Origin of the sequence: Streptomyces sp. NBC_00443 (assembly GCF_036014175.1) — a bacterium.
Classification (GTDB): Bacteria; Actinomycetota; Actinomycetes; order Streptomycetales; family Streptomycetaceae; genus Streptomyces.
In genome coordinates, this window is sequence record NZ_CP107917.1 from 8,772,667 (window position 1) to 8,794,630 (window position 21,964).

Here is a 21,964-nt window from a genome sequence, read left to right on the forward strand (position 1 = left end):
GGATGGACGTCTCCCGGGTGAGTGGAAGCGGGAGCGTGTCGGAGGGTCTACGGCACGGCGGGCACCGACGTCACATCCGCGTAGCGCGGCACGGTGCGGGCCCAGTCGTAGCACCCGCGGATCCATCCGGTCATGCCCTCCACGTAGCCGATGCCCGTGGTGCTCAACGCCGGTTCGATCCCGGCATAAAGCCTTTGGAACTGCGCGATCGTGCTGTTGATCTCCTCGATGGCCAGGAGCACGGCGGCCTGCAGGGAGCACCGTCGCTCGCGCTGGTGGGCCAGGGCAAGGTTGATCATTTCGCCCGCGTGCTGCTCTTTCACCGCGGAGAACAGGTCGGCCGTCCACACCGCCGCGTCGGCCGACAGCCGGCTCAGCTGCCGCACGACGGGATGATGCACCTCGGCGTCGGTCAGCTCGCTCGCCCTGGCGCCCTCGTACAGGGGATAGAACGGCTCGACGCCCGCGGTCAGCGACCGTATGGAGGTGCAGTCGCCGGTGCGCAGCACCAGGGGATGGGCCTGAGCCACGGCCTCGTACAACAGGCCGTGCACGTATTCACAGCTCTGCCAGGCCCATCGCGCGGCCTGCGCGGGCGTGCACTGCTCCCGGACCTGGCGGTGGAGATCGGCCAGGGCAGCTCCGAGGCGAGTGCTGGGCGGTCGCCCGTCCCGCAGAATCGCGACGCTCTCGCACAGCATGGGCAGCAGCCGGCCCGGAGAGCTTCGGCCGAGGTCCTCGGCAAGGTCGTCGAAGACGAACTGATAGGCGATCTGGTGGGCCACAACCTGCAGGACGCCGAAATCCACGGTGGGGCTGGTGTAGCTCGCGAGTTCGGCGGGACGAGTGCGGGCGATCATCGCCGCCACATCCGGTTCGTCCGTCAGTCCCCATACCCTCAGCCATGCGTCGACGCCGGCCGCGGCCTCGGTTTCACGAGGATTCCGCCGGAACGGAAAAGGCATGTGGAGGTTGGTGTCGATCAGGTCCCGGAGATTGGAGTCCGGCATTCCGTCCGGTACGTCCAGGGTGATTTCCTCATGCGTTGTCGACAACGTGCTCACCTGCCGTTCCGGTGTCCGGCGTGCGCTGGGCGGCTGTCGCTCGGGGCGTGCGCGAGTCGGGGGAGGGCATACGTGAACGGTGTTCGCAGACCATGACCAGTGAACGCGGTCCCATCGTGATCCCGGGGCGCGCTTTCCGGTCGGCATGATCCGGCAGATGACGCAGGCGCCGGCGGCCGGCGATGGTCGCGAGCGCGAGGGTGGCCTCCACCATCGCGAACTCGTCACCGAGGCATTTGCGGTTGCCCGCGGAGAACGGCATCATCGCGCGACGTTGTCCGGCGGTCGGCTGCCCCGGCAACCAGCGGTCGGGATCGAAACGCTCGGGTTCCGGGAACGACGAGGGGTCGTGGTGCAGGAGGTGGGGGCTGTACAGGACGGTGGCGCCCTTGGGCAGGCGGCATCCGGCGAGTTCGGTCTCCTTGGTGGCGACGCGCGTGAACAGCCAACCGGGCGCCGAGTGGCGCAGCGTTTCGGAGACGACGCACCGGGTGTAGACGAGATGCGGCAGATCCTCGGGACCGGGCCGCCGGCCTTCGGCGAGGAGGGAGTCGAGCTCGGCGTGCAGACGTCGCTCCGCCTCCGGATTGCGGGCCAGCAGGCTGAAGGCGGCGGCCAGGGCGAGCGCCTGGGTCTCGACGCCCGTCAGCAGCAGCGTGATCAGGTGGTCGTGGACCTCCTGATCGGTGATCGCCGCCGTCGGTCCGTCGCCGTTCGCGGCCCTCAGCAGCGTGCCCAGCACGTCGTCGCGGTCGTCGCCCCGGCGACGTTCCGCGATCGCCGCGTCGATGATCTCGTGCAGGCGCGAGAGCGCGCGCCGATAGCGGCGGTTGGCGGGGGTGGGGAGGCGGAACAGGGCGTCGATCGGTACGACGGTGCGGACGAAGAGGCCGCGGACGACCGCGCTGAGACAGTCCCGTACCTCGGCAGTCGTCGGGTCGTCCAGGGAATCGGAGAGGAGGACACGGCTGGTCACCCGGGTCGTGAGCGCCATCATCGCCTCGGTGACAGGAATGTCCTGACCGACCGGCCATGCGCGGCACACCGCCTCGGCCTCCTCGGTCACCAGGTCCGTGTACTCGGCGACGTGGGACGGGCGGAAGGCGGGCTGTAGCAGCCTGCGCTTATCCCGATGCGTCGGTTGCCGACAGGTGACGAGACCGTCGCCCATCAGCCTCCCGAGCTTGTCGTAGAGAGGTCCCCCCTTGTCGAAGGTGTGCGGGTCCTTGAGCATCTCGTGGACCAGCTCCGGGTGGCACACCATCCAGGCACGCTGAGGGCCCAGCCGTATCTCGACCAGATCCCCGTACGAGGGCAAAGAATTCAGAAACGCCAGCGGTCGGCGGAACAACGCGATACCGTGACCGAGGATGGGGAATATGCCTGGTGCAGTACCTGTCCGCCATACTCGCTCCTGTGCAGGAACAACACTGCTCATGAATATCTCCTGTCTGACGCGGCACGCGAAATCGCTGAACGTGCCACGGACTTGATACTTGAGACAAGTCCTGCCCAGTCCGAGCGGTGTTCGGTTTCCCGAAACCTTTCTTCAAAGGGGCGCACAGGAGCACACAGGAGTAAAAGAAGCATTCGGCGAAACAGTCGTTTGTGTATCGCGCATCGACGGCCGTGTTCATCCGTCACTCAGGTGTGGTCCCCCCCCCTGGGGGACGGGGCCACAGTCGCTCAGCGTTCGCGCACGCGGACAACCTTCAGGACGGGCGACGACAGGATGTCCTTCTCACAGAACCGCGCCGTCACCCACTTCTCACCCGAGAACAACCGTGTCTGGTCCCGGAAGTGGGCCGAGTTGGGGTTCGACGACTGCGAGTACGTCAGCAGAGTACGGGCCACCGGACACCGGCTGCCGTCCCAGCCCACCGCCTGGATGTGGCTGGAGCCCGTCGTCACCTCCGTGTAGCCGCCCTGCGCCGGGTTCCACACCGGCTCGATCTTGTTCCACACACCGAGTCCCTCGGTGCCGCCCGGAACGGGAACGCGCTGACCGTTGCGCACGACGAACTGGTGCTCCCCGAGGCGCGAGTCGAGGGAGATGCCCGCCGCCCGCAGTTCGGCGACCGTGTCCGCGAGGGCCGTGGCGAAACCGGGAGCCCCGGTGTTGAGCGTGTTCGGAGTGCGCACCGGATCCGCCGCCGAGAACGGCACCTTCCACCGCTGGGCGGTCGGCACCTTCGCCGTCAGCTTGCGCCAGAACCGGTCGAAGAGCAGCGCACCCCGGCTCCCGGTGTCCATGGTGCGGTCCCACGCCGCGAGCACCGGGCACGCTTCCGTGACGTCAACCGCCTTGCCGACGCTGCCCGTTGCCGTGCCGCCGGGCAGCGCGGCGCACGCCTTCGCCGTGTCGGTCGCGGCCAGGGCGGCCGCGGGCACCCGGTTCCTGAACTGCTGGCGCTCCAGATCGCGGACGGTCAGACCGCCCCGCTCCGCCATCGCCGCCACGTCCTCGATCGCGCCGCGGGTGCGCAGGGAGCGCTGGCTGCCGATGTTGCCGAAGACCCGCTCGTAGCCGGTGAGCGGCCGGTCGGCGTTGGCCAGCCAGGCGCTGTCGTTGGAGTTCTCCGCGTACGGCGCGTCCTTCAGGGTCGGCATGCGCGCGGGCCCGAAGATCCCGGGCTGAACGGCGTCGGCGTCGCTGCCGAGCGCGCAGTCCCCGCGGGAGCCGTCGAGGACCGCGAGTCCCGCGGCCGGGTAGGTGGCCTTGCCGACGTCCGTGGAGCAGCGCGCCGCCAGGTCGTCGGTGATGCGGGGCAGCACCTGCGACTGGGTGTACAGGGAGTGCCCCGAGCGGTCCGCGGCGATGGTGTTCACCCACGGGAGCCCCTGGTGCCGGGCGAGGGTCGCGAGAACGTCGGCCGTGCCGCGCGCCTTGCTGAATCCGAGCGAGGTGTCGGCGAACCGCATGTTGGCCGCGTTCGGGTCGTTGAGCGCGTACGCCGTCGTCGCCGTCCATGGCAGCGGGAGGTCACCGTCGGTGGACGCGACGACCGGGCCGTACCGTGTCCACCACTGGGTGCGGCTGACCGGGGCACCGCCCTTGACCGCGACCGTCACGGTCCGCTTCTTCATCCGCTCGGGTCTGCCGTCCACGAGGTAGACCGTCGGGTCGGCCGGATCCAGCGTCAGCCTGTGCAGATTGAACGGGACACCCGTCGCGACGGTGTGGCTCCACGCCACATGGGAGTTGTAGCCGATGGAGATCGTCGGTGACCCGAGCAGTGACCCACCGGCGACGTCGAGCTCGCCGGGAATCGTCTGCTGCGCCTGCCAGAAGCGGCGCCCGCCGTGCCACGGATAGTGCGGGTTGCCCAGCAGCAGACCGCGATTGTCGGCCGTGGTGTCACCGCGGAAGGCGACCGCGTTCGACCCCATGTCCGCGTCGGCGGTCCGCTCGCGCACGGCCCGGATCAGGGCCGCGGCATCCGGGCTCGTTCCGATGCCCTTGCCGCGGGCGGCCGAACCGGTGGGCGGCCGGGCGGAGGTGATGTCGTCCACGGCACCGCCCTGACCGCCGAGCACCGCGAAGGCGTAGGAGCGGGCGGCCACGTCCAGCGGGGTGATCGGCCGCACCCAGGCGGCGCCCTTGCACGCGGGGTCGGTGATCCGGTTCTGCTTCAGCCAGGTGTTGTACCCGGCGGCGAAGCCACGCATGAGGTCCTTGACCTGCCGGCTCGGACCGCGCGGTGCGGGGTCGGCGAGCAGCTTCTCCACGGTGCGGGCCTGACGTACGCCACGGAAGTACAGGTCGCTGGAGAGGTTCTTGGTGGCCGAGGACAGAGACAGGTCGGTCGCCGCGTCCGGGCCGAAGAAGCGCGAACGCTCGCCGCGCACGGTCACGAACCCGTCGGCGAGCGTGCACACCTGGTCGGCGGCCTGTGCCCAACCGGTGCCGAAGCCCATGGACCTGTAGTCCTTGGCGACAATGTGCGCAATGCCGTACTCGGTGTAGCGGACCACGGCGGACAGACCGCCGTGCGAGAGCTGTTCGTGCCGGTCGTGCCGGTCGTGCCGGTCGTGCCGATCCTGCGGGTCCTGCCGGTCGGCCGAGGCCGCGGGCAGCCCGGCCACGGTGGCGAGCAGGGCCACGGCCGCGACGACGAGCCGTCTGGGGCGGGTGCGCATGGTGCCTCCCAACGTCATTGAGGGAAGGAGCCGTTGAGCGTACCAACGGGTATGTGTCCCCGGTCAGTGTCGGGCCTGCTTCTTGACCCGACCCTGCGACGCACCGAGGATCATGTGTCATGACGCCAGGACACGGCAGCACGGTTGACGGAGTGCTGCGCCGCAGCAGCCGACGCACCCCGGCACGCGTCGCGGTCGAGGACCGCGAGCGTGCATGGACGTACGAGGAACTCGACGAGGCCGTCTCCCGCGCGGCGAGCGTCCTGCTCGCGACGGGCCTCACCCCCGGCGACCGGGTGGCCGCCTACGGCCACAACTCGAGCGCGTATCTGATCGCCTTCCTGGCGTGCGCCCGCGCGGGCCTCGTGCACGTCCCCGTCAACCAGAACCTCACCGGCGACGACCTCGCCTACATCGTCCGCCAGTCCGGCAGCTCCCTGATCCTCGCCGACCCCGGCCTGGCAGGCCGGCTGCCCGACGGCGTCCGTACGATGCCGCTGCGCGACACCGACGACTCACTGCTGGCACGGCAGGCCACGGCAGCCGCCCACGACGGCCCGGAGCCGCGCAGCGAGGACCTGGTCCAGCTGCTCTACACCTCCGGTACGACGGCCCTCCCGAAGGGCGCGATGATGACCCACCGCGCCCTGGTCCACGAGTACCTCAGCGCGATCACCGCCCTCGACCTGAGCCCCGGCGACCGTCCCGTCCACTCGCTGCCGCTGTACCACTCGGCGCAGATGCACGTGTTCCTCATGCCGTACCTGGCGGTCGGTGCCACCAACATCATTCTGGAGTCGCCCGACGGCGACCAGCTCTTCGACCTCATCGAGGCGGGCCGCGCGGACAGCCTGTTCGCCCCGCCCACGGTCTGGATCGGCCTCGCCGGGCGCCCCGACTTCGCGACCCGCGACCTCGACGGACTGCGCAAGGCGTACTACGGCGCCTCGATCATGCCGGTGCCGATCCTGGAGCGGCTGCGTGAGCGGTGGCCGAAGCTGGCCTTCTACAACTGCTTCGGCCAGAGCGAGATCGGCCCGCTGGCCACGGTGCTGGCCCCCGACGAGCACAAGGGCCGGATGGACTCCTGCGGCCGGACCGTCCTCTTCGTCGACGCCCGGGTAGTCGACGAGGACGGCGAGGACGTGCCCGACGGCACGGCCGGCGAGATCGTCTACCGCTCCCCGCAGCTGTGCGAGGGCTACTGGGACAAGCCCGAGGAGACCGCGGAGGCCTTCCGGGACGGCTGGTTCCGCTCCGGGGACCTCGCGGTGCGCGACGCGCACGGCTACTTCACGATCGTCGACCGGGTGAAGGACGTCATCAACTCCGGTGGCGTACTGGTCGCTTCACGGGAGGTCGAGGACGCCCTGTACACCCACGAGGGCGTCGCCGAGGTCGCCGTGATCGGCCTGCCCGACGAGCGCTGGATCGAGGCCGTCACGGCAGTCGTCGTCCGGCGCGGCGAGGTGAGCGACACCGAACTGATCGACCACGCGCGCGAGAAGCTCGCCCACTTCAAGGCGCCGAAGCGGGTGGTGTTCGTGGACGGTCTGCCGCGCAACGCGAGCGGGAAGATCCTCAAGCGGGAGCTGCGGGACAGGTTCGCCCGGGATTGATACCCGGCCTAGCGGGGACGAAGGTCCTGGATGCGCCGGATCTTGCCCACGGAGCGTTCCAGCGACTCCGGTTCGACGATCTCCACGGCGACCGAGACGCCGATACCGTCCTTCACGGCCGCCGCGATGGCCTGCGCCGCAGCGTCCCGGGTCTCGGGGGACGCGTCGGGGCGGGCCTCCGCCCGGACGGTCAGGGCGTCGAGCCGGCCTTCACGGGTGAGACGCAGCTGGAAGTGGGGTGCCACCCCGGGGTCCGGAGCACGATCTCCTCGATCTGGGTGGGGAAGAGATTGACCCCGCGCAGGATGACCATGTCGTCGCTGCGCCCGGTGATCTTCTCCATCCGCCGGAACACCCGGGCGGTCCCCGGCAGCAGCCGCGTCAGATCCCGGGTGCGGTACCGGATGACGGGCATAGCCTCCTTGGTGAGGGAGGTGAACACCAGCTCGCCCTCCTCGCCGTCGGGCAGCACCTCACCCGTGACTGGGTCGACGATCTCGGGGAAGAAGTGGTCCTCCCACACATGCAGCCCGTCCTTGGTCTCTACGCATTCCTGCGCGACCCCGGGCCCGATGACCTCCGACAGCCCGTATATGTCGACGGCGTCGATCGCGAACCGCTCCTCGATCTCGCGCCGCATCTGCTCCGTCCAGGGTTCGGCCCCGAAGACGCCCACCCGCAGGGACGTCCCGCGCGGATCGACGCCCTGCCGTTCGAACTCGTCGAGGAGGGTGAGCATGTACGACGGCGTCACCATGATGATGTCGGGCTTGAGATCCTGGATCAGCTGGACCTGGCGGGCCGTCATGCCGCCGGACGCGGGGATGACCGTACAGCCGAGCCGTTCGGCCCCATAGTGTGCGCCGAGCCCGCCGGTGAACAGCCCATAGCCGTACGCCACATGCACCTTGTCCCCGGGCCGGCCGCCCGCCGCCCGGATGGACCGGGCCACCATGTCGGCCCACAGGGACAGGTCGCCGTCCGTGTAGCCGACAACCGTGGGCCGGCCGGTCGTGCCGCTGGACGCGTGGATGCGGCGGATACGGTCCTGGGACACGGCGAACATCCCGTACGGGTAGTTCTCGCGCAGGTCGGCCTTGGTCGTGAACGGGAAGTGCGCCAGATCGGCGAGCGAACGGCAATCGTCGGGCCGTACGCCCGCCTTGTCGAAGGAGTCCCGGTAGAAGGGCACGCTGTCGTACGCGTGCCGCAGCGACGTCCGCAACCGCTCCAGCTGCAACGCCCGCAACGCTTCCGGCGCGAGCCGTTCCCCCGGGTCAAGCAGCTCCGTCGCATCCGCCATGGGGACTTCTCCCTCGCCAACCGCGCCAATCCGGACGACCGATCATTCGGTCTGGGTGTTCGAGATCAGTAATCCAGGCACGGATTGATCAGGCAAGGGGGCGGGCCGCACTTTCTGCGAGGCAGGGCACCGGAATGGCGTTCCGCTGCTGTCACCGCGCCTGCGAGGAGAAGGCGAACCGCTCGTCGTTCTGCCCGGTGGGCCGATGCGGGCCTCCGCCTGTCCGGGGGACCTGGGTGGACTGGCCGCGCACCGGCAGCTCGTGCTCCTCGACCTGCGTGGCACAGGGGACTCCGCGGTGCCGGTGGATCCGGGCACCTACCGCTGTGATCACCTGGTCGACGACGTCGAGATATTGCGCGCCCACGTGGGGCTGGACCACATGGATGCGCGGCAACCACGAGTTCAACGACGCGGCCGCCGATGCCTACGGCGCCGACGGAGCCTACGACCCGCCCGCGACCATCTCCCGGCTCGCCCGACTCACCGCCCCGGTCCTCGTCCTCGCCGGCGGGCTGGACGGAGGCCCGACTCCGGATCTCGCCCGCCGCACCGCCGACGCCTTCCCGAACGCCGAGTGCGGCGTGCAACCCGGCGCCGGGCACTATCCGTGGCTGGACGACGCGCAGTGGTTCGTACGGTGTGTCGTCGCGTTCCTCGGCCGGCCCGGAGGCACGGGCGGGCATACCGGGCTGCTCACCGGAGCAGATTCAGCACGATGACCGACCACCTTCACAACCGCACACCCGATGCTCCCCGCCCCGCCCGCCTGGTCCTGGCGGAATGGGCCCGCGCCGTCACGGAGGCCCGCTGGTTCGCTGTCACTGTGCTCGGCGTGATCCTGGCCAACGCGGCACTGCTGGGCGCGGAGACGTATCGCGGCCTGGTCGGCGACTGGCACCACTGGCTGAGCTACGCCGAACACGCCTGCCTCGCCGCCTTCACCGCCGAGATCGCGCTGCGCGCCTGCGCACACGCCGACCGGCCCCGGGACTTCCTGCGCGACCCGTGGAACCTCTTCGACCTGGCCGTCGTCGTCTGCGCGTTCCTGCCGCTCGTCCGCGAGAACGCCACCGTCCTACGACTGCTGCGCCTCGCCCGCGTCCTGCGCACCGCCCGCTTTCTGTCCCAGCTGCGCATCGTCATGGTCGCGGTCGCCCGCAGCCTGCCCGGTACGGTCAGCTTCCTGCTGGTGGGCGCCCTGTTGCTGTACGTCTACGCCATGGTGGGCTGGGTGTTCTTCGGCCTCCAGGACCCCGAGCAGTACGGCTCGATCGGCCGCGCCGTCCTCACCCTCTTCCTGCTGATGACGCTGGACGGCCTCGGTGAAGCGGTCCACGCCGGCCTGGAGATATCGCCCTGGAGCGTCCTCTACTACGCCTCCTACGTCCTGATCGCCTCCTTCGTGCTGGTCAACGTCCTCATCGGCGTCGTCATCAGCTCCCTGGAGGAGGCCCGGGAGCTGGAGGCGGAACGGGAACAACGCCACAGGCGGCCCGCCACGCACGAGGCCGGCCGGCCCGAGACCGATCAGGCGGGGCCCGGCGGACGCGACCAGGAACTCCGGGCCCGCATCGCCGTCGCCCGCCGCGCCCTCGACGACATCGAAGCGAGCCTTCGCGGCCACCCCGGGCGCCTTCCCCGAGGGACGGAGGGCAGCGCGCCCCGACGCTCGGCATGACTCGACTCGACCCGGGTCGTCCTCACTTGGGCTGCGGTCCGTACGCCGTCATGAAGCGATCACGGAACTTGTCCATGCCCCAGGTCGGAGCGTTCTGCGCGGGCTTGAGGCCGTCCGTCCAGTGCCAGTCGGCGATCTTGTCGAGGACCTTCGGGTCGCGGGCGACGACCGTGACGGGGACGTCCTTGCTGCTGCTGCCGGCGGTGACGGTAGGCACGGGCTGGTGATCGCCGAGGAAGACGAGGACCGTGTCGTCGGTGCCGTAGCGCTCGACCCACTCGGTGAGGCTGTGGATCGAGTACTCGATGGCGCGGCGGTACTCGGTGCGGACGCGCTCGGGGTCCTTCCAGACCTCCTTGGGGTCCGTGCCCTCCTTCTTGATCCGGTGGAAGACCGAGCCGTCGCCGAGCTCGTCCCAGTCGACCATGCGGGCGTTGGGGGACCAGGGGTTGTGACTGGAGGCCAGGATGATCTCCGCCATGATCGGCTTCCGGTCCCTCTTGCCGTGCTCCAGACGCTGGAAGGCCTCCAGGCTGAACTGGTCGGGCACGGGAGTCCAGCTGAAGTACGGGCCCTGGTAGCCCAGGTGCTCGGAGTCGTAGATGTGGTCGAGGGCGAAGTACTTGCCCTCCGGCCAGGCCCGTCGCACGCCGGGCACGACGCCGACCGTGCGCCACGCGCCGGTCTTGCGGAAGTAGCTGTTCAGCGTCGCGCGGTCGCTGGTCGTCAGACTCCGGTACCGCTGCTGGTTCTTGATCCACAGGCCGGAGAGGAAGGTGGAGTGGGCGAGCCAGCTGCCGGCCCCCGTCACCGGGGACTTCAGCCAGGCACTGCGCGACTGGAACCCGGCCGCCTTGAGTCTGTTCGTCCCCGCCGTGAGCGTCGCGTCGAGCTGCGGTGCCATCGCAGGGTCGTCGATGGCCACACGGCCGTAGCTCTCGATGAACGTGAACAGGACGTCCTTGCCGCGCAGCCCGGTCAGCAACTGGTCCGGCGGGGTCTTCGCGAAGGCGTCGACGGACGCCTGCTTCTGGAAGACCCGTCCGTCCCTGAGGCCGGCCCGCACCTGATCGACACGGTTGTTGAGGAACTCGGCGTTGCCCTTGGTGGCGAGTGGCACGCCGGTGACCTGGATGCCCAGCGTCATGCAGGTGATCCACGCGGTACCGAGGATGAGCGTCGTGCGGGCGGCAACGGCACGGTGGCCGACCATGAGGTTCGTCACCCGCACCATGGCGAGCGTCATGAGGACCAGCACAGCGGCGAACAGCACGATCACCCCGACGACCGCCAGCACCTGCCCGGTCCGGCCGAAGGACTCCCGGACGAACTCCGCCGCGTCGTCGAGCAGGATCCAGTCCAGGACCAGATCGAAGGGGCGGGCCAGCACCTGGTAGAAGCCCATGTCGACGAACTTCAGGACGGTGAGCAGCCCGAGCAGCGCACCGGAGACCACCGCCATCAGCCGCCGTGACCGCGGCGGCAGCGCCAGCAGCAGACCCGCGAGCAGGATCCCCTCGGCCGGGAGCCGGAAGAACGCCTCGGGGCCGAGCCGTTCGAGGCGGTTCGGCACCAGCAGCGCGAACAGCAGGAGCGCCCCGGCCAGCACGGTCGTCCCCACGGTGCCGCCACGTGCGGTACGGGGGTAGCGGCGGCGCCAGCCGAACCAGCCGGGGGACGGGGAGCCGGTCGGCTCCGCAGGGCTGCTCGCCTTGGCCGGGTCGGCCTCCTCGACCGCCTCTTTCGCCTCAGCCGGGTGGGCTTCCTCGACCGACTCATCCGGCTCGGCCGACTCTTTCGCCTCAGCCGGGTCGGCCTCCTCGACCGCCGTTTTCCCCTCGGCTGCGTCGACCGCCTCGGCGGCCTCGCCCGCTTCAGCCGTAGCCGAGTCCTCCGACTCCCGTGTTACCTGCTCTGTTGCCTCCTGCGACACCCGGAGGTCCTCCCGTGCGGTCTTGCGATGGCATGGCAAACAGCGCCCGATGACCGAGCCTGCCACCACGAGTACGTCCGCACGTCACCTTAGGTTCAATCAGACCTGCCCGGAATTCATCCGTCCGCTGCCGCCGCCACCTCGCGCGCCCACCGGTAGTCCGCCTTGCCACTGGGCGAGCGCCGGATCGAGTCCGTGATCACCAGCTGTCGGGGGATCTTGTAACCCGCGAGATGGGAGCGGCAGTGCGTCTGGATGTCCGCCAGCGACGGCCGTACCGACCCCGCCCGCAACTGCACCACGGCCGCCACGTGATGCCCCCACTTCGGGTCCGCCACCCCGGCCACCAGGGCGTCGTACACGTCGGGGTGGGACTTGAGCGCCTGCTCGACCTCCTCCGGGTACACCTTCTCGCCCCCGGTGTTGATGCACTGCGAGCCCCGGCCGAGCACCGTGACGACGCCCTCCGCGTCGACGGTGGCCATGTCGCCGAGCAGCACCCACCGCCGGCCGTCCTTCTCGAAGAAGGTCTCGGCGGTCTTCCCCGGGTCGTTGTAGTAGCCGAGCGGTACGTGACCGCACTGCGCCACCCGGCCCACCTCACCGACAGCGACCGGCTCACGGGTGGCCGGATCGACCACCTGCGTGCGGGAGTTGACGCGGATGCGGAAGCCACGCTCAGGGCCGGAGTCCTCGGTCGCCGTACCGTTGAAGCCGGACTCCGAGGAGCCGAAGTTGTTCAGCAGCATCACGTTCGGGACCAGTTCCTGGAACTGCCGGCGCACCGTGTCCGACATGATCGCCCCGGACGACGACACGCTGAACATCGACGAGCAGTCCGTGCCCTTCATCGGCCCGTTCAGCGCGTCGACCAGTGGCCGCAGCATCGCGTCGCCGACCAGTGACACGCTCGTGACCTTCTCCTTCTCGATCGTCCGCAGGACCTGCTCCGGGGCGAACTTGCGGTGGATCACGATGCGTTGGCCGAAGTTGAAGCCGATGAAAGCGGTCAGCGTGGACGTCCCGTGCATCAACGGGGCGGTCGGGAAGAAGGTGATCCCGTCGCCGCCCGTCGCCACCCGCTCTGCGAGTTCCTCCGGCTTCTTCACCGGCTCACCGGTCGGCGCACCCCCGCCCAGTCCCGAGAAGAACAGATCCTCCTGGCGCCACATCACGCCCTTGGGCATCCCGGTGGTGCCGCCGGTGTAGATGATGAACTGGTCGTCGCCCGACCGCGCCGGGAATCCGCGCTCGGGCGCCCCGGCGGTCTCGGCATCCGCGAAGGCCACGGCGGGGACGACCGGCGCCTTGGCGGCGCCCGGGGTCACGCTGCCCACCCGCACCAGATGCCGTAGCCCTTCCACGCGCGGCAGTGCCGCCGCCACCCGGTCCGTGAACTCCGCCTCGAAGACCAGGGCCACCAGATCGGCGTCCCGGTAGAGGTACACCAACTCCTCTTCCACATAGCGGTAGTTGACGTTGACGGGAACGATCCGCGCCTTCAGGCAGCCCAGCACCGTCTGCAGGTACTCGATGCCGTTGTAGAGGTGGAGCCCGAGGTGTTCGCCGGGGCGGATCCCGCTGTCGATCAGATGATGCGCGATCCGGTTGGCGGCCGCGTCCAGCTGCGCGTACGTCAGACGGCGTTCCACGCCCGTGCCCGGGTGGTCGATGTACACGAGCGCCTCGCGGTCGGGAACCGCGTCGACGACCGACTCGAACAGGTCGGCAATGTTGTACTCCACTGCTCCTCCTGACCTCGGCCACGGCCTGGCTCTCCAACGGTTCGCCGGTCATCAGAGCAAAGGGCGGCACAACTGTGAAGCCTCCGCGCAAAAGAATCTGACTGACTGTCAGAAAACCCTTGAAGTGCCTCCGCGCCTACTGCAACCTGTTCTCGTTCTGTAAGAGGGGAGACTGGTCATGGCTGGGACGGAACACCTCGCCGTGCGGCGCGAGGGCGCCACACTGGTGCTCACGCTCAACAGGCCCGAGGCGAAGAACGCGCTCTCGTTGCCGATGCTGGTCGGCCTCCACGACGGCTGGGCCGAAGCCGACGCGGACGACTCGATCCGCTCGATCGTGTTCACGGGAGCCGGCGGCACCTTCTGCGCGGGCATGGATCTCAAGGCCCTGGCCGGGAACGGCATGGCGGGCGAGCAGTACCGCGACCGGCTCAAGGCCGATCCCGACCTGCACTGGAAGGCGATGCTCCGCCACCACCGGCCGCGCAAGCCGGTGATCGCGGCGGTCGAGGGCTACTGCGTCGCCGGTGGCACGGAGATGCTGCAGGGCACGGACATCAGGGTCGCGGGCGAGTCGGCCACGTTCGGGCTGTTCGAGGTGAAGCGCGGCCTGTTCCCGATCGGCGGCTCCACGGTCCGTCTGCAGCGCCAGATCCCGCGCACCCACGCCCTGGAGATGCTGCTCACCGGCCGCCCGTACACCGCCCGCGAAGCCGCCGGCATCGGCCTGATCGGGCACGTCGTCCCCGACGGCACGGCGCTTGCCAAGGCCATGGAGATCGCCGAACAGATCAACGCCTGCGGCCCGCTGGCCGTCGAGGCCGTCAAGGCGTCGGTCTACGAGACGGCCGAGATGACCGAGGCCGACGGTCTCGCCGCCGAACTCAAGCGCGGCTGGCCGGTCTTCGACACGGCGGACGCCAAGGAAGGCGCCCGGGCCTTCGCGGAGAAGCGGCCACCCGTCTACAAGCGCGAGTAGCGCCGCGCCGGCCAGGGCCGGTTCACAACCTGCGGGCCGTCTGTGGCTGGTCGCGCCCACGCGGCGGAGCCGCACATGTCACAGCCCCGCGCCCCTTTGGGGCGCGACTCGCCAACGTCGCTCATGTACGGCCCGGCCGCCACACAAGCCCCGGTCCCGAAGGAGGCAAGCCCTCGATGCCCGAAATCCTCAAAGCTCCCCTCGTCGTGGAGTTTCCATTCACCCGCTCCGTCGGCCCCGTCCAGAGTGCCTTCCTCACCGGCCTGCGCGAACGCGTCGTGCTGGGGGTGCGGACCAGCGACGGCCGCACGCTCGTCCCACCGGTCGAGTACGACCCCGTCACTGCCGAGGAGATCCGCGACCTGGTCGAAGTCGCCCCCACCGGCACGGTCACCACCTGGGCCTGGAACCACGCCCCCCGCCGGGACCAGCCCCTCGACTCGCCCTTCGCCTGGGCACTGATCCGCCTCGACGGCGCCGACACCGCCCTCCTGCACGCCCTCGACGCCCCCGGCCCCGACGCCGTGCACACCGGCATGCGTGTCCGCGTCCGCTGGGCCGGGGAACGCACCGGCGCCATCACGGACATCGCCTGCTTCGAACCGTACGACGACGCCCCGAAGGACAGCGGCCCGGACGACGGCATCTCGGCCGAACCGGCGCATCACACCGGCCAGTTCGAGGACCCGATCACCGGCATCGTCGCCGCCGCCCGGCTCGACTACACGTACTCACCGGGCCGCGCCCAGACCGCCTACATCAACGCCCTCGCCGAACGACGGAACGTCGGCGAACGCTGCCCGTCCTGCCGCAAGGTGTACGTCCCGCCGAGGGGTGCGTGCCCCACATGTGGCGTGGCCACATTGGAACAGGTCGAAGTCGGCCCCAGCGGCACAGTCACCACGTTCTGCATCGTCAACATCAAGGCGAAGAACCTCGACATCGAAGTGCCGTACGTCTACGCCCACATCGCCCTCGACGGCGCCGACCTCGCCCTGCACGCCCGTATCGGCGGCATTCCGTACGACCAGGTGCGCATGGGCCTGCGGGTCGAACCGGTGTGGACACAGGCCTCCCGCTTCCCCGACCACTACCGGCCCACGGGCGAGCCCGACGCGGACTACGACACCTACAGGGAGCTGCTGTGAACCGCGAGATCGCCGTCGTCGCCTTCGCACAGACCGACCACCGGCGCACCAGCGAGGAGCTCTCCGAGGTGGAGATGCTCATGCCCGTCCTGCACGAGGTGCTCGCACAGACCGGCCTGAAGACCGCCGACATCGACTTCACCTGCTCCGGCTCCAGCGACTACCTCGCCGGTCGTGCCTTCTCCTTCACCCTCGCCCTCGACGGCGTCGGGGCCTGGCCGCCGATCTCCGAGTCGCACGTCGAGATGGACGGCGCCTGGGCGCTGTACGAGGCGTGGACCAAGCTGCTGACCGGGGACGCCGACACCGCGCTCGTCTACTCCTACGGCAAGTCCTCACCGGGTCCGCTCCGCGACGTCCTCACCCGCCAGCTCGACCCCTACTACGTCGCCCCTCTCTGGCCCGACTCCGTCGCCCTCGCCGCCCTCCAGGCCCAGGCCCTCATCGACGCCGGCGACACGGACGAACCCGCGCTCGCCGCCGTCGCCGCCCGCAGCCGCACCGACGCGACCGCCAACTCCCATGCCCAACTGGCAGGTTCGGTGCCACAGGGGGAGTACGTCGTACGACCGCTCCGTACCGGCGACTGCCCGCCCATCGGTGACGGTGCCGCCGCAGTGATCCTCGCGGCGGGGGAGCGGGCCCGCGGACTGTGCGACCGGCCCGCCTGGATCCGCGGCATCGACCACCGCATCGAGGCACACAGCCTGGGCGTCCGTGACCTGACCGACTCGCCCTCGACCCGGCTCGCCGCCGAGCGGGCCGGCGCGTTCGAACGGCCCGTCGATACCGCCGAGTTGCACGCACCCTTCACCTCCCAGGAGATCGTCCTGCGCAAGGCGCTGAAGCTCGACGACGGCGTGCGCGTCAACCCGTCCGGCGGGGCGCTCGGCGCCAACCCCGTGATGGCCGCCGGACTCATCCGCATCGGAGAGGCCGCCGCCCGGGTCCACCGGGGCGAGTCCGACCGGGCTCTCGCGCACGCCACGTCCGGACCCTGTCTGCAACAGAACCTGGTCGCCGTACTCGAAGGGGATCCGCGATGAGCAAGGAGCCCGTGGCCGTCGTAGGCATCGGCCAGACCAAGCACGTCGCGGCGCGCCGGGACGTGTCGATCGCCGGACTCGTCCGGGAAGCAGCCCGGAGCGCCCTCGACGACGCCGAGTTGACCTGGGCCGACATCGACGCCGTCGTCATCGGCAAGGCGCCCGACTTCTTCGAGGGCGTCATGATGCCGGAGCTGTATCTCGCCGACGCGCTCGGCGCGGTGGGCAAGCCCATGCTGCGGGTGCACACGGCCGGATCGGTCGGCGGATCCACCGCCCTGGTCGCCGCCAACCTGGTCGCGGCCCGCGTGCACGGCACCGTGCTGACGCTGGCCTTCGAGAAGCAGTCCGAGTCCAACGCCATGTGGGGACTGTCCCTGCCGATCCCCTTCCAGCAGCCCCTGCTCGCCGGGGCGGGCGGCTTCTTCGCGCCGCACGTGCGCGCGTACATGCGGCGCAGCGGCGCGCCCGACACGGTCGGCTCGCTGGTGGCGTACAAGGACCGGCGCAACGCGCTGAAGAACCCCTACGCCCACCTGCACGAGCACGACATCACCCTGGAGAAGGTCCAGGCCTCGCCCATGCTGTGGGACCCCATCCGCTACTCGGAGACCTGTCCCTCCTCCGACGGAGCCTGCGCGATGATCCTCACCGACCGCGCCGGAGCCGCACGTGCCCCCCGCCCGCCCGCCTGGATGCTCGGCGGCGCGATGCGCAGCGAGCCCACCCTCTTCGCCGGCAAGGACGCCGTGTCGCCGCAGGCCGGCAAGGACTGCGCGGCCGACGTCTACCGGCAGGCGGGGATCGCCGACCCGCGCCGGGACATCGACGCCGCCGAGATCTACGTCCCGTTCTCCTGGTACGAGCCCATGTGGCTGGAGAACCTCGGCTTCGCCGCCGAGGGCGAGGGCTGGAAGCTCACCGAGGCCGGTGTGACCGAGCTCGACGGCGACCTGCCCGTCAACATGTCGGGCGGCGTCCTGTCCACCAACCCCATCGGGGCGTCCGGCATGATCCGGTTCGCGGAGGCGGCCCTCCAGGTGCGCGGGCAGGCCGGAGAACACCAGGTGGAGCGGGCCCGGAGGGTCCTCGGGCACGCCTACGGCGGCGGGTCCCAGTTCTTCTCGATGTGGCTCGTGGGAGCGGAACCCCCGACCTCCTGAAAGGTCCCCCTCACGTGGCCTGTCGGCACCCGGAACCGATCGCTAGGCTGGCCCGCGGACGACGAATCGGGAGGAGCACGGACGTGGCCGAGAGCACCATCCAGCAGCAGCCGATCACGGGCTGGGACAAGCCGGAGCTGGACCTCGCAGACGCCGATTGGCACTCGAGCAGCCGTGGCCGGGGGGATGTCCAGATCGCCTTTGTCGAGGGGTTCATCGCGATGCGCAACAGCGGCCGCCCGGAGAGCCCTTCCCTGATCTTCACACCCGCCGAGTGGGGTGCCTTCGTGTCGGGCGCGAGGGAAGGCGAGTTCGATCTGACCTGACACCGGGGCGCAGGCGAGCCGACGGGCGGTCGCCCCGCGCGTCGGCCGCCTTCAGGCCGATCCGGGGGTGTTCCGCCCGTTTTTCCGGACACGCGACCTTGAGAACGCCCCTCGGGCCGACGCCTGAGCCAGGCTGGCCCCGGGAGGGGGGAAGGGTCGTACTTCCGGAGGTGAGGAACCCATGAGCACCCTGCCGGTCATCGCGGCGGTCGACGGCTCGGACGACAGCCTGGTCGCACTGGACTGGGCCTTCGAGGCCGCCATGGTGCGCGAGGCGCCGCTGCGGGTGGTCCACGTGCAGCAGTACGCCGCGTGGGCCCAGCCCGTCGCGCTGCCCACCGGGCGGCCGGATCCGGAGGATGATCCGGTTCTCGAGCGGGTACGCCGGTATCTGGAGGGGAGAGCCGAGCGGCCGGCGACGGAATACCTCGCCCTAGGGGGCGCTCCCGCCGCGATGCTTTCCGAACTGGGCTCCAGCGCCCAGCTGTTGGTGCTCGGCAGCCGGGGGCGCGGCGGCTTCGCCAGCCTGCTGCTCGGCTCCAACGGCATGGCCGCCGCACGTGATGCCGGATGTCCGGTCGTCGTGGTGCCCAAGCCGGGACGCGAGGTCCACGACGACACGCCGATCGAGCCGGGCCCGCGGGTCGTGGTCGGCCTTCAGGTCGACAGCCCCGACGAGACCACCCTCGCCTTCGCCTTCGCCGAGGCCGCCCTGCGCGGCGCCCGGCTCCAGGTGATCGCCGCCTACAACTGGCCGCTGCACGTCTGGACGGCAGCCACCGCCCAGATCGTGCCCCCGTCCGAGGACCAGGACGCCGTCGAGGCCGAGACCCGGACCCTCGCCGAGGGCTTCCTCGCCCAGCACCGCGAGCGCCACCCCGAGGTCCACGCCCAGCTCCACATCGCCCCGGGCGACGCGGCCGGGCACCTCGTCTCGGCGTCCAGGGACGCGCACCTGGTCGTCGTGGGCCGCCATCGACGCCGTCTCCTGGCCCCCGCCCGCATGATCGGCTCGGTGACCCACGCGGTCCTCCTGCACACCGCCGGCCCGGTCGCGGTCGTACCGCCGGCGCCGCTGGAGGAGTGAGGGGCCCGAGGCCCGTCATGTCCTGCGCTCCGGGCCGCGTCACGCCCTCGTCGCGAGACAACTCGGGAACGCGCGCCCACGGGCCACGAAGCACGCCTCGAACCCATGCCCGCACGTCACGCAACAGGCCCGGCCACGTACCATGGCGACATGTCGTTCCTCCGCCGCCGCAGCGCCACGCCCGCCGGGCCCGACTTCGACGTTCTGGCCATGGACCCGGGCGACTGGCCCGGCAATCTGGGCGCCGGGCTGCTGCCCGCCCCCGACGGCAGCTGCCAGGGCGTCTTCCTGCGCTACGACCTCTTCGGCGGCCGCGGCCCCGCGATGATCATCGGCAATCTGCCGGAGGGCTCCCCGGCCCGCGACGTCGACGAGGACGAGGTCCCGTTCGAGGTCGCGCAGCTGCTGCTGGCCCTGGAGAACGACGAGGAGATCACCGTCGTCGGCAGCGAGGACGTGCCGGTGATGCAGGGCGACAACCTCCTGATCGTGCGCCGCCTGAAGCTCTCCGAGAGCCGGATCTCCTGCGTGCAGTTCGACCGCAGCGACAATGTCCTGGTCACCATCGCCGCGTGGGACCGCCCCATCACGGACGACCTGTACGCGCTCCTGAAGCCGCTGCCCGCGGAGCTCTTCCAGCAGGGCTGAATCGTCCCGGCTATGACCCCGAGGGCAGCTCCCGCACGTCAGCCGCCCGCACGTACGCCACGCGGTGCCCGAACTGGATCTCGTAGTACACGTCCTTGCCGGTCACGACCCGGTGCGAGGCCGAGTCGAAGGTCACCGCGTAGTAGTACTCACCCGGCACCTTGGCACCGACCACGTACCTCTGGCCCGCGGGCAGGGTGTACGGCAGCGGTGACACCGCCTGGGCCGGCACGTCCGACGGATAGGCGGAGGCCTCGGGGTAGGCGCGTCCGTACACCGGGACACTCTGCACGCCGTCCTTCGGCGTCACCACGCGGCCGGCCGCGTGCACCGCGGTCGGGTTCGTGGCCGGGTTCTTGAACCACGCCTTCTGGCCCAGGTACCAGATCGCCGTCCAGTCGCCGTCCCGTCCGGCGACCGCGTACTGCTGGCCGGTCGAGACCCGTGACGACAGGTCGTTGACGCCGGTCGTCGGGGTCGAACCCAAGCCGACGTCCTTGATCAGGGGATACGAGTCGCCGGGCCCGGAATACAGCCGCACCGCGCTCGAACCGTGGTCCGCGCACGGCTGGCCCGCGGAGACACAGCCCGTGAACCGGGGCCGGTTGGTCGCGTAGTCGGGGCGGATCGTCACCAGGCCGCCGTCCGGGCCCGCGGTGGGCACCAAGGGGCGGCCCAGCAGCTCGAAGTAGTGCCGCCAGTCCCAGTACGGGCCCGGGTCGGTGTGCATGCCACTGATCGTCGACGAGGTCGGACCCGGCACGGTGTCGTGGCCGAGGATGTGCTGCCGGTCCAGCGGGATGCCGTACTTCTTGGCGAGGTACGTCACCAGGCGTGCGGAGGACCGGTACATCGCCTCCGTGTACCAGGCGTCCGGCTTCGCCAGGAAGCCCTCGTGCTCCAGGCCGATCGACTTGGAGTTGATGTACCAATTGCCCGCATGCCAGGCGACGTCCTTGGCCTTCACATGCTGGGCGATGTGGCCGTCGGTGGAGCGCAGTGAGTACTGCCACGACACATAGGTCGGGTCCTGCACCATCTTGAGGACGCCCTCCCAGGCCCCCTCCGTGTCATGGATGACGATGTTCTCGATCTTCTGGGACGCCGGCCGGTCTCCCAGATCGTGGTTGCCGTAGTCGCTGTCCCCGAACTCCTCGTACGGCGCCGGGATCCACTCGCAGGACACCGTGGGCGGGCACTCCGTCTCGGCGTCGGGCTTGTGCAGCCCCGCCCGCCGCACCTGCCCGGGGTCGGGGGAGAGGCCCGGAAGTGCGGCCAGGGCGACCAGTTGTCCCGCGTCCGTGTGGCGCTCCTGTCCGGTGCGCAGCACGTCGTAGACGTCGTTCGCGTACGCCGCCGCAGCCGCCGTGTCGTCGGCGCCGGGGAAGCGGGCCACCGCGCCGTACCAGTCGGCCGGGTCGGAGCTCAGCTGTTCGCCCAGCTCCTTCTGCGCGGCGGCGAGCAGGGCGGCGCCGCCGGCCACGTTCGCCGCCGGGTCCGTACGCAGCTGCTCCGCGCTCAGTCCGGTCAGTTCGGCAGCCTTCGGCAGCGTCCGTAGGCGGGCCGGGATCGTGGCGGGTTCCGGCAGCTTCGCCTTGGGGAGCAGGGGAGCGCGGGCGCTGTCGCCGCGCGCGTCCTCCGAGCCCTCACTGTGGTGCGGCGGCGCCCCGGCGAGGGCGGTGCGGACGTCGGTGAGGTGCATCGGGCCGTAGCCGCCGGTCACACTCGGCGCGCCCGCGTGCGCGTCCCAGCGGGACTGCAGGTAGGAGACGCCCAGCAGGACGCTCTGCGGCACGTGGTACTTGGCGGCGGCGGACGCGAAGGCCGACTGCAGACCGTTCTCCGAGCTCCCGGCGTCGGGCGGCGCCGCGCCGAGCAACGGGAACAACAGTGTCGCAGCTGCCAAGGCGGTGACGGATCCTCGCAAGGGAGCCTCCAGGGACGGTCGGGCGCGATGAGCCGTGCGGGGGCCGGGCGTGCGTCTGTGGTACCGGCTGTCCGACGATCCGTCAATCATGCCAATGGCCAGGCGAATTCCCTTGTCAACCGGGATTCCCGGGAGTTTCGTGATGGCGGTCTTCT

15 protein-coding genes and 2 pseudogenes are annotated in these 21,964 nt (G+C 70.3%); 10 read left to right on the forward strand and 7 right to left on the reverse strand.

Features of this window, described 5'->3' with window-relative positions; all coding sequences use genetic code 11:
* Nucleotides 1-47: 47 nt before the first annotated feature.
* The 3 genes from OHO27_RS40040 to OHO27_RS40050 form a co-directional block, all read right to left on the reverse strand.
* On the reverse strand, nucleotides 48-1,064 hold the full coding sequence (locus OHO27_RS40040) for a (-)-alpha-amorphene synthase (protein WP_328429824.1): 1,017 nt from the start codon (nucleotides 1,062-1,064) through the stop codon (nucleotides 48-50).
* Nucleotides 1,039-2,502 carry a cytochrome P450 gene (locus OHO27_RS40045; RefSeq protein ID WP_328429825.1) on the reverse strand — a complete coding sequence of 488 codons (1,464 nt, stop codon included), beginning with the start codon at nucleotides 2,500-2,502 and terminating at the stop codon, nucleotides 1,039-1,041. The genes OHO27_RS40040 and OHO27_RS40045 overlap by 26 nt, the downstream gene beginning before the upstream one ends.
* Before the next feature lie 248 nt (nucleotides 2,503-2,750).
* The gene (locus tag OHO27_RS40050) at nucleotides 2,751-5,204 is read right to left on the reverse strand and encodes a penicillin acylase family protein (protein ID WP_328429826.1); all 2,454 of its coding nucleotides are present in this window, start codon (nucleotides 5,202-5,204) and stop codon (nucleotides 2,751-2,753) included.
* A 119-nt stretch (nucleotides 5,205-5,323) separates the two neighbouring features.
* On the opposite strand from OHO27_RS40050, the gene OHO27_RS40055 reads away from it, so the two are divergent.
* On the forward strand, nucleotides 5,324-6,823 hold the full coding sequence (locus tag OHO27_RS40055) for an acyl-CoA synthetase (protein WP_328429827.1): 1,500 nt from the start codon (nucleotides 5,324-5,326) through the stop codon (nucleotides 6,821-6,823).
* Between the two features lie 8 nt (nucleotides 6,824-6,831).
* On the opposite strand, the pseudogene paaK reads toward OHO27_RS40055, so the two are convergent.
* Nucleotides 6,832-8,126: pseudogene (gene paaK / locus OHO27_RS40060) on the reverse strand (phenylacetate--CoA ligase PaaK).
* 145 nt (nucleotides 8,127-8,271) lie between these two features.
* Here paaK and OHO27_RS40065 point away from each other — a divergent pair.
* Together OHO27_RS40065 and OHO27_RS40070 are read left to right on the forward strand one after the other, a co-directional pair.
* A pseudogene (locus OHO27_RS40065) lies at nucleotides 8,272-8,848 on the forward strand (alpha/beta fold hydrolase).
* Nucleotides 8,845-9,807: an ion transporter gene (locus OHO27_RS40070; protein WP_328429828.1), complete on the forward strand. Its 963-nt coding sequence runs from the start codon at nucleotides 8,845-8,847 to the stop codon at nucleotides 9,805-9,807. Before OHO27_RS40065 ends, OHO27_RS40070 begins: the two are co-directional and overlap by 4 nt.
* 22 nt (nucleotides 9,808-9,829) lie before the next feature.
* Here OHO27_RS40070 and OHO27_RS40075 read toward each other — a convergent pair whose 3' ends face one another.
* Nucleotides 9,830-11,740 (reverse strand): sulfatase, encoded by a 1,911-nt coding sequence (locus tag OHO27_RS40075; protein ID WP_328429829.1) that lies wholly within the window; start codon nucleotides 11,738-11,740, stop codon nucleotides 9,830-9,832.
* Nucleotides 11,741-11,856: 116 nt separating this feature from the next.
* Nucleotides 11,857-13,485 carry an acyl-CoA synthetase gene (locus OHO27_RS40080; protein WP_328429830.1) on the reverse strand — a complete coding sequence of 543 codons (1,629 nt, stop codon included), beginning with the start codon at nucleotides 13,483-13,485 and terminating at the stop codon, nucleotides 11,857-11,859.
* Nucleotides 13,486-13,663: 178 nt separating this feature from the next.
* Between OHO27_RS40080 and OHO27_RS40085 the strand changes: the two genes are divergently transcribed.
* The 7 genes from OHO27_RS40085 to OHO27_RS40115 all read left to right on the forward strand — a co-directional run bounded on the left by OHO27_RS40085 (nucleotide 13,664) and on the right by OHO27_RS40115 (nucleotide 19,882).
* Entirely contained in the window at nucleotides 13,664-14,464 is an 801-nt protein-coding gene (locus tag OHO27_RS40085) for a crotonase/enoyl-CoA hydratase family protein (protein WP_328429831.1), read from the forward strand.
* Between the two features lie 176 nt (nucleotides 14,465-14,640).
* Nucleotides 14,641-15,612, forward strand: coding sequence for a Zn-ribbon domain-containing OB-fold protein (locus OHO27_RS40090; RefSeq protein ID WP_328429832.1), 972 nt, complete (start codon nucleotides 14,641-14,643; stop codon nucleotides 15,610-15,612).
* Entirely contained in the window at nucleotides 15,609-16,658 is a 1,050-nt protein-coding gene (locus tag OHO27_RS40095) for a thiolase domain-containing protein (RefSeq protein ID WP_328429833.1), read from the forward strand. The genes OHO27_RS40090 and OHO27_RS40095 overlap by 4 nt, the downstream gene beginning before the upstream one ends.
* Nucleotides 16,655-17,821 (forward strand): thiolase domain-containing protein, encoded by a 1,167-nt coding sequence (locus tag OHO27_RS40100; protein WP_328429834.1) that lies wholly within the window; start codon nucleotides 16,655-16,657, stop codon nucleotides 17,819-17,821. The genes OHO27_RS40095 and OHO27_RS40100 overlap by 4 nt, the downstream gene beginning before the upstream one ends.
* Before the next feature lie 83 nt (nucleotides 17,822-17,904).
* A complete protein-coding gene (locus OHO27_RS40105; RefSeq protein ID WP_328429835.1) occupies nucleotides 17,905-18,147 on the forward strand; it encodes a DUF397 domain-containing protein in 243 nt (80 codons plus the stop codon).
* A 181-nt stretch (nucleotides 18,148-18,328) separates the two neighbouring features.
* Nucleotides 18,329-19,234 (forward strand): universal stress protein, encoded by a 906-nt coding sequence (locus OHO27_RS40110; protein WP_328429836.1) that lies wholly within the window; start codon nucleotides 18,329-18,331, stop codon nucleotides 19,232-19,234.
* A gap of 150 nt (nucleotides 19,235-19,384) precedes the next feature.
* The gene (locus OHO27_RS40115; protein ID WP_328429837.1) at nucleotides 19,385-19,882 is read left to right on the forward strand and encodes a hypothetical protein; all 498 of its coding nucleotides are present in this window, start codon (nucleotides 19,385-19,387) and stop codon (nucleotides 19,880-19,882) included.
* 10 nt (nucleotides 19,883-19,892) lie between these two features.
* On the opposite strand, the gene OHO27_RS40120 is transcribed toward OHO27_RS40115, so the two are convergent.
* Nucleotides 19,893-21,899, reverse strand: coding sequence for an N-acetylmuramoyl-L-alanine amidase (locus OHO27_RS40120; RefSeq protein WP_443059667.1), 2,007 nt, complete (start codon nucleotides 21,897-21,899; stop codon nucleotides 19,893-19,895).
* Nucleotides 21,900-21,964: the final 65 nt, after the last annotated feature.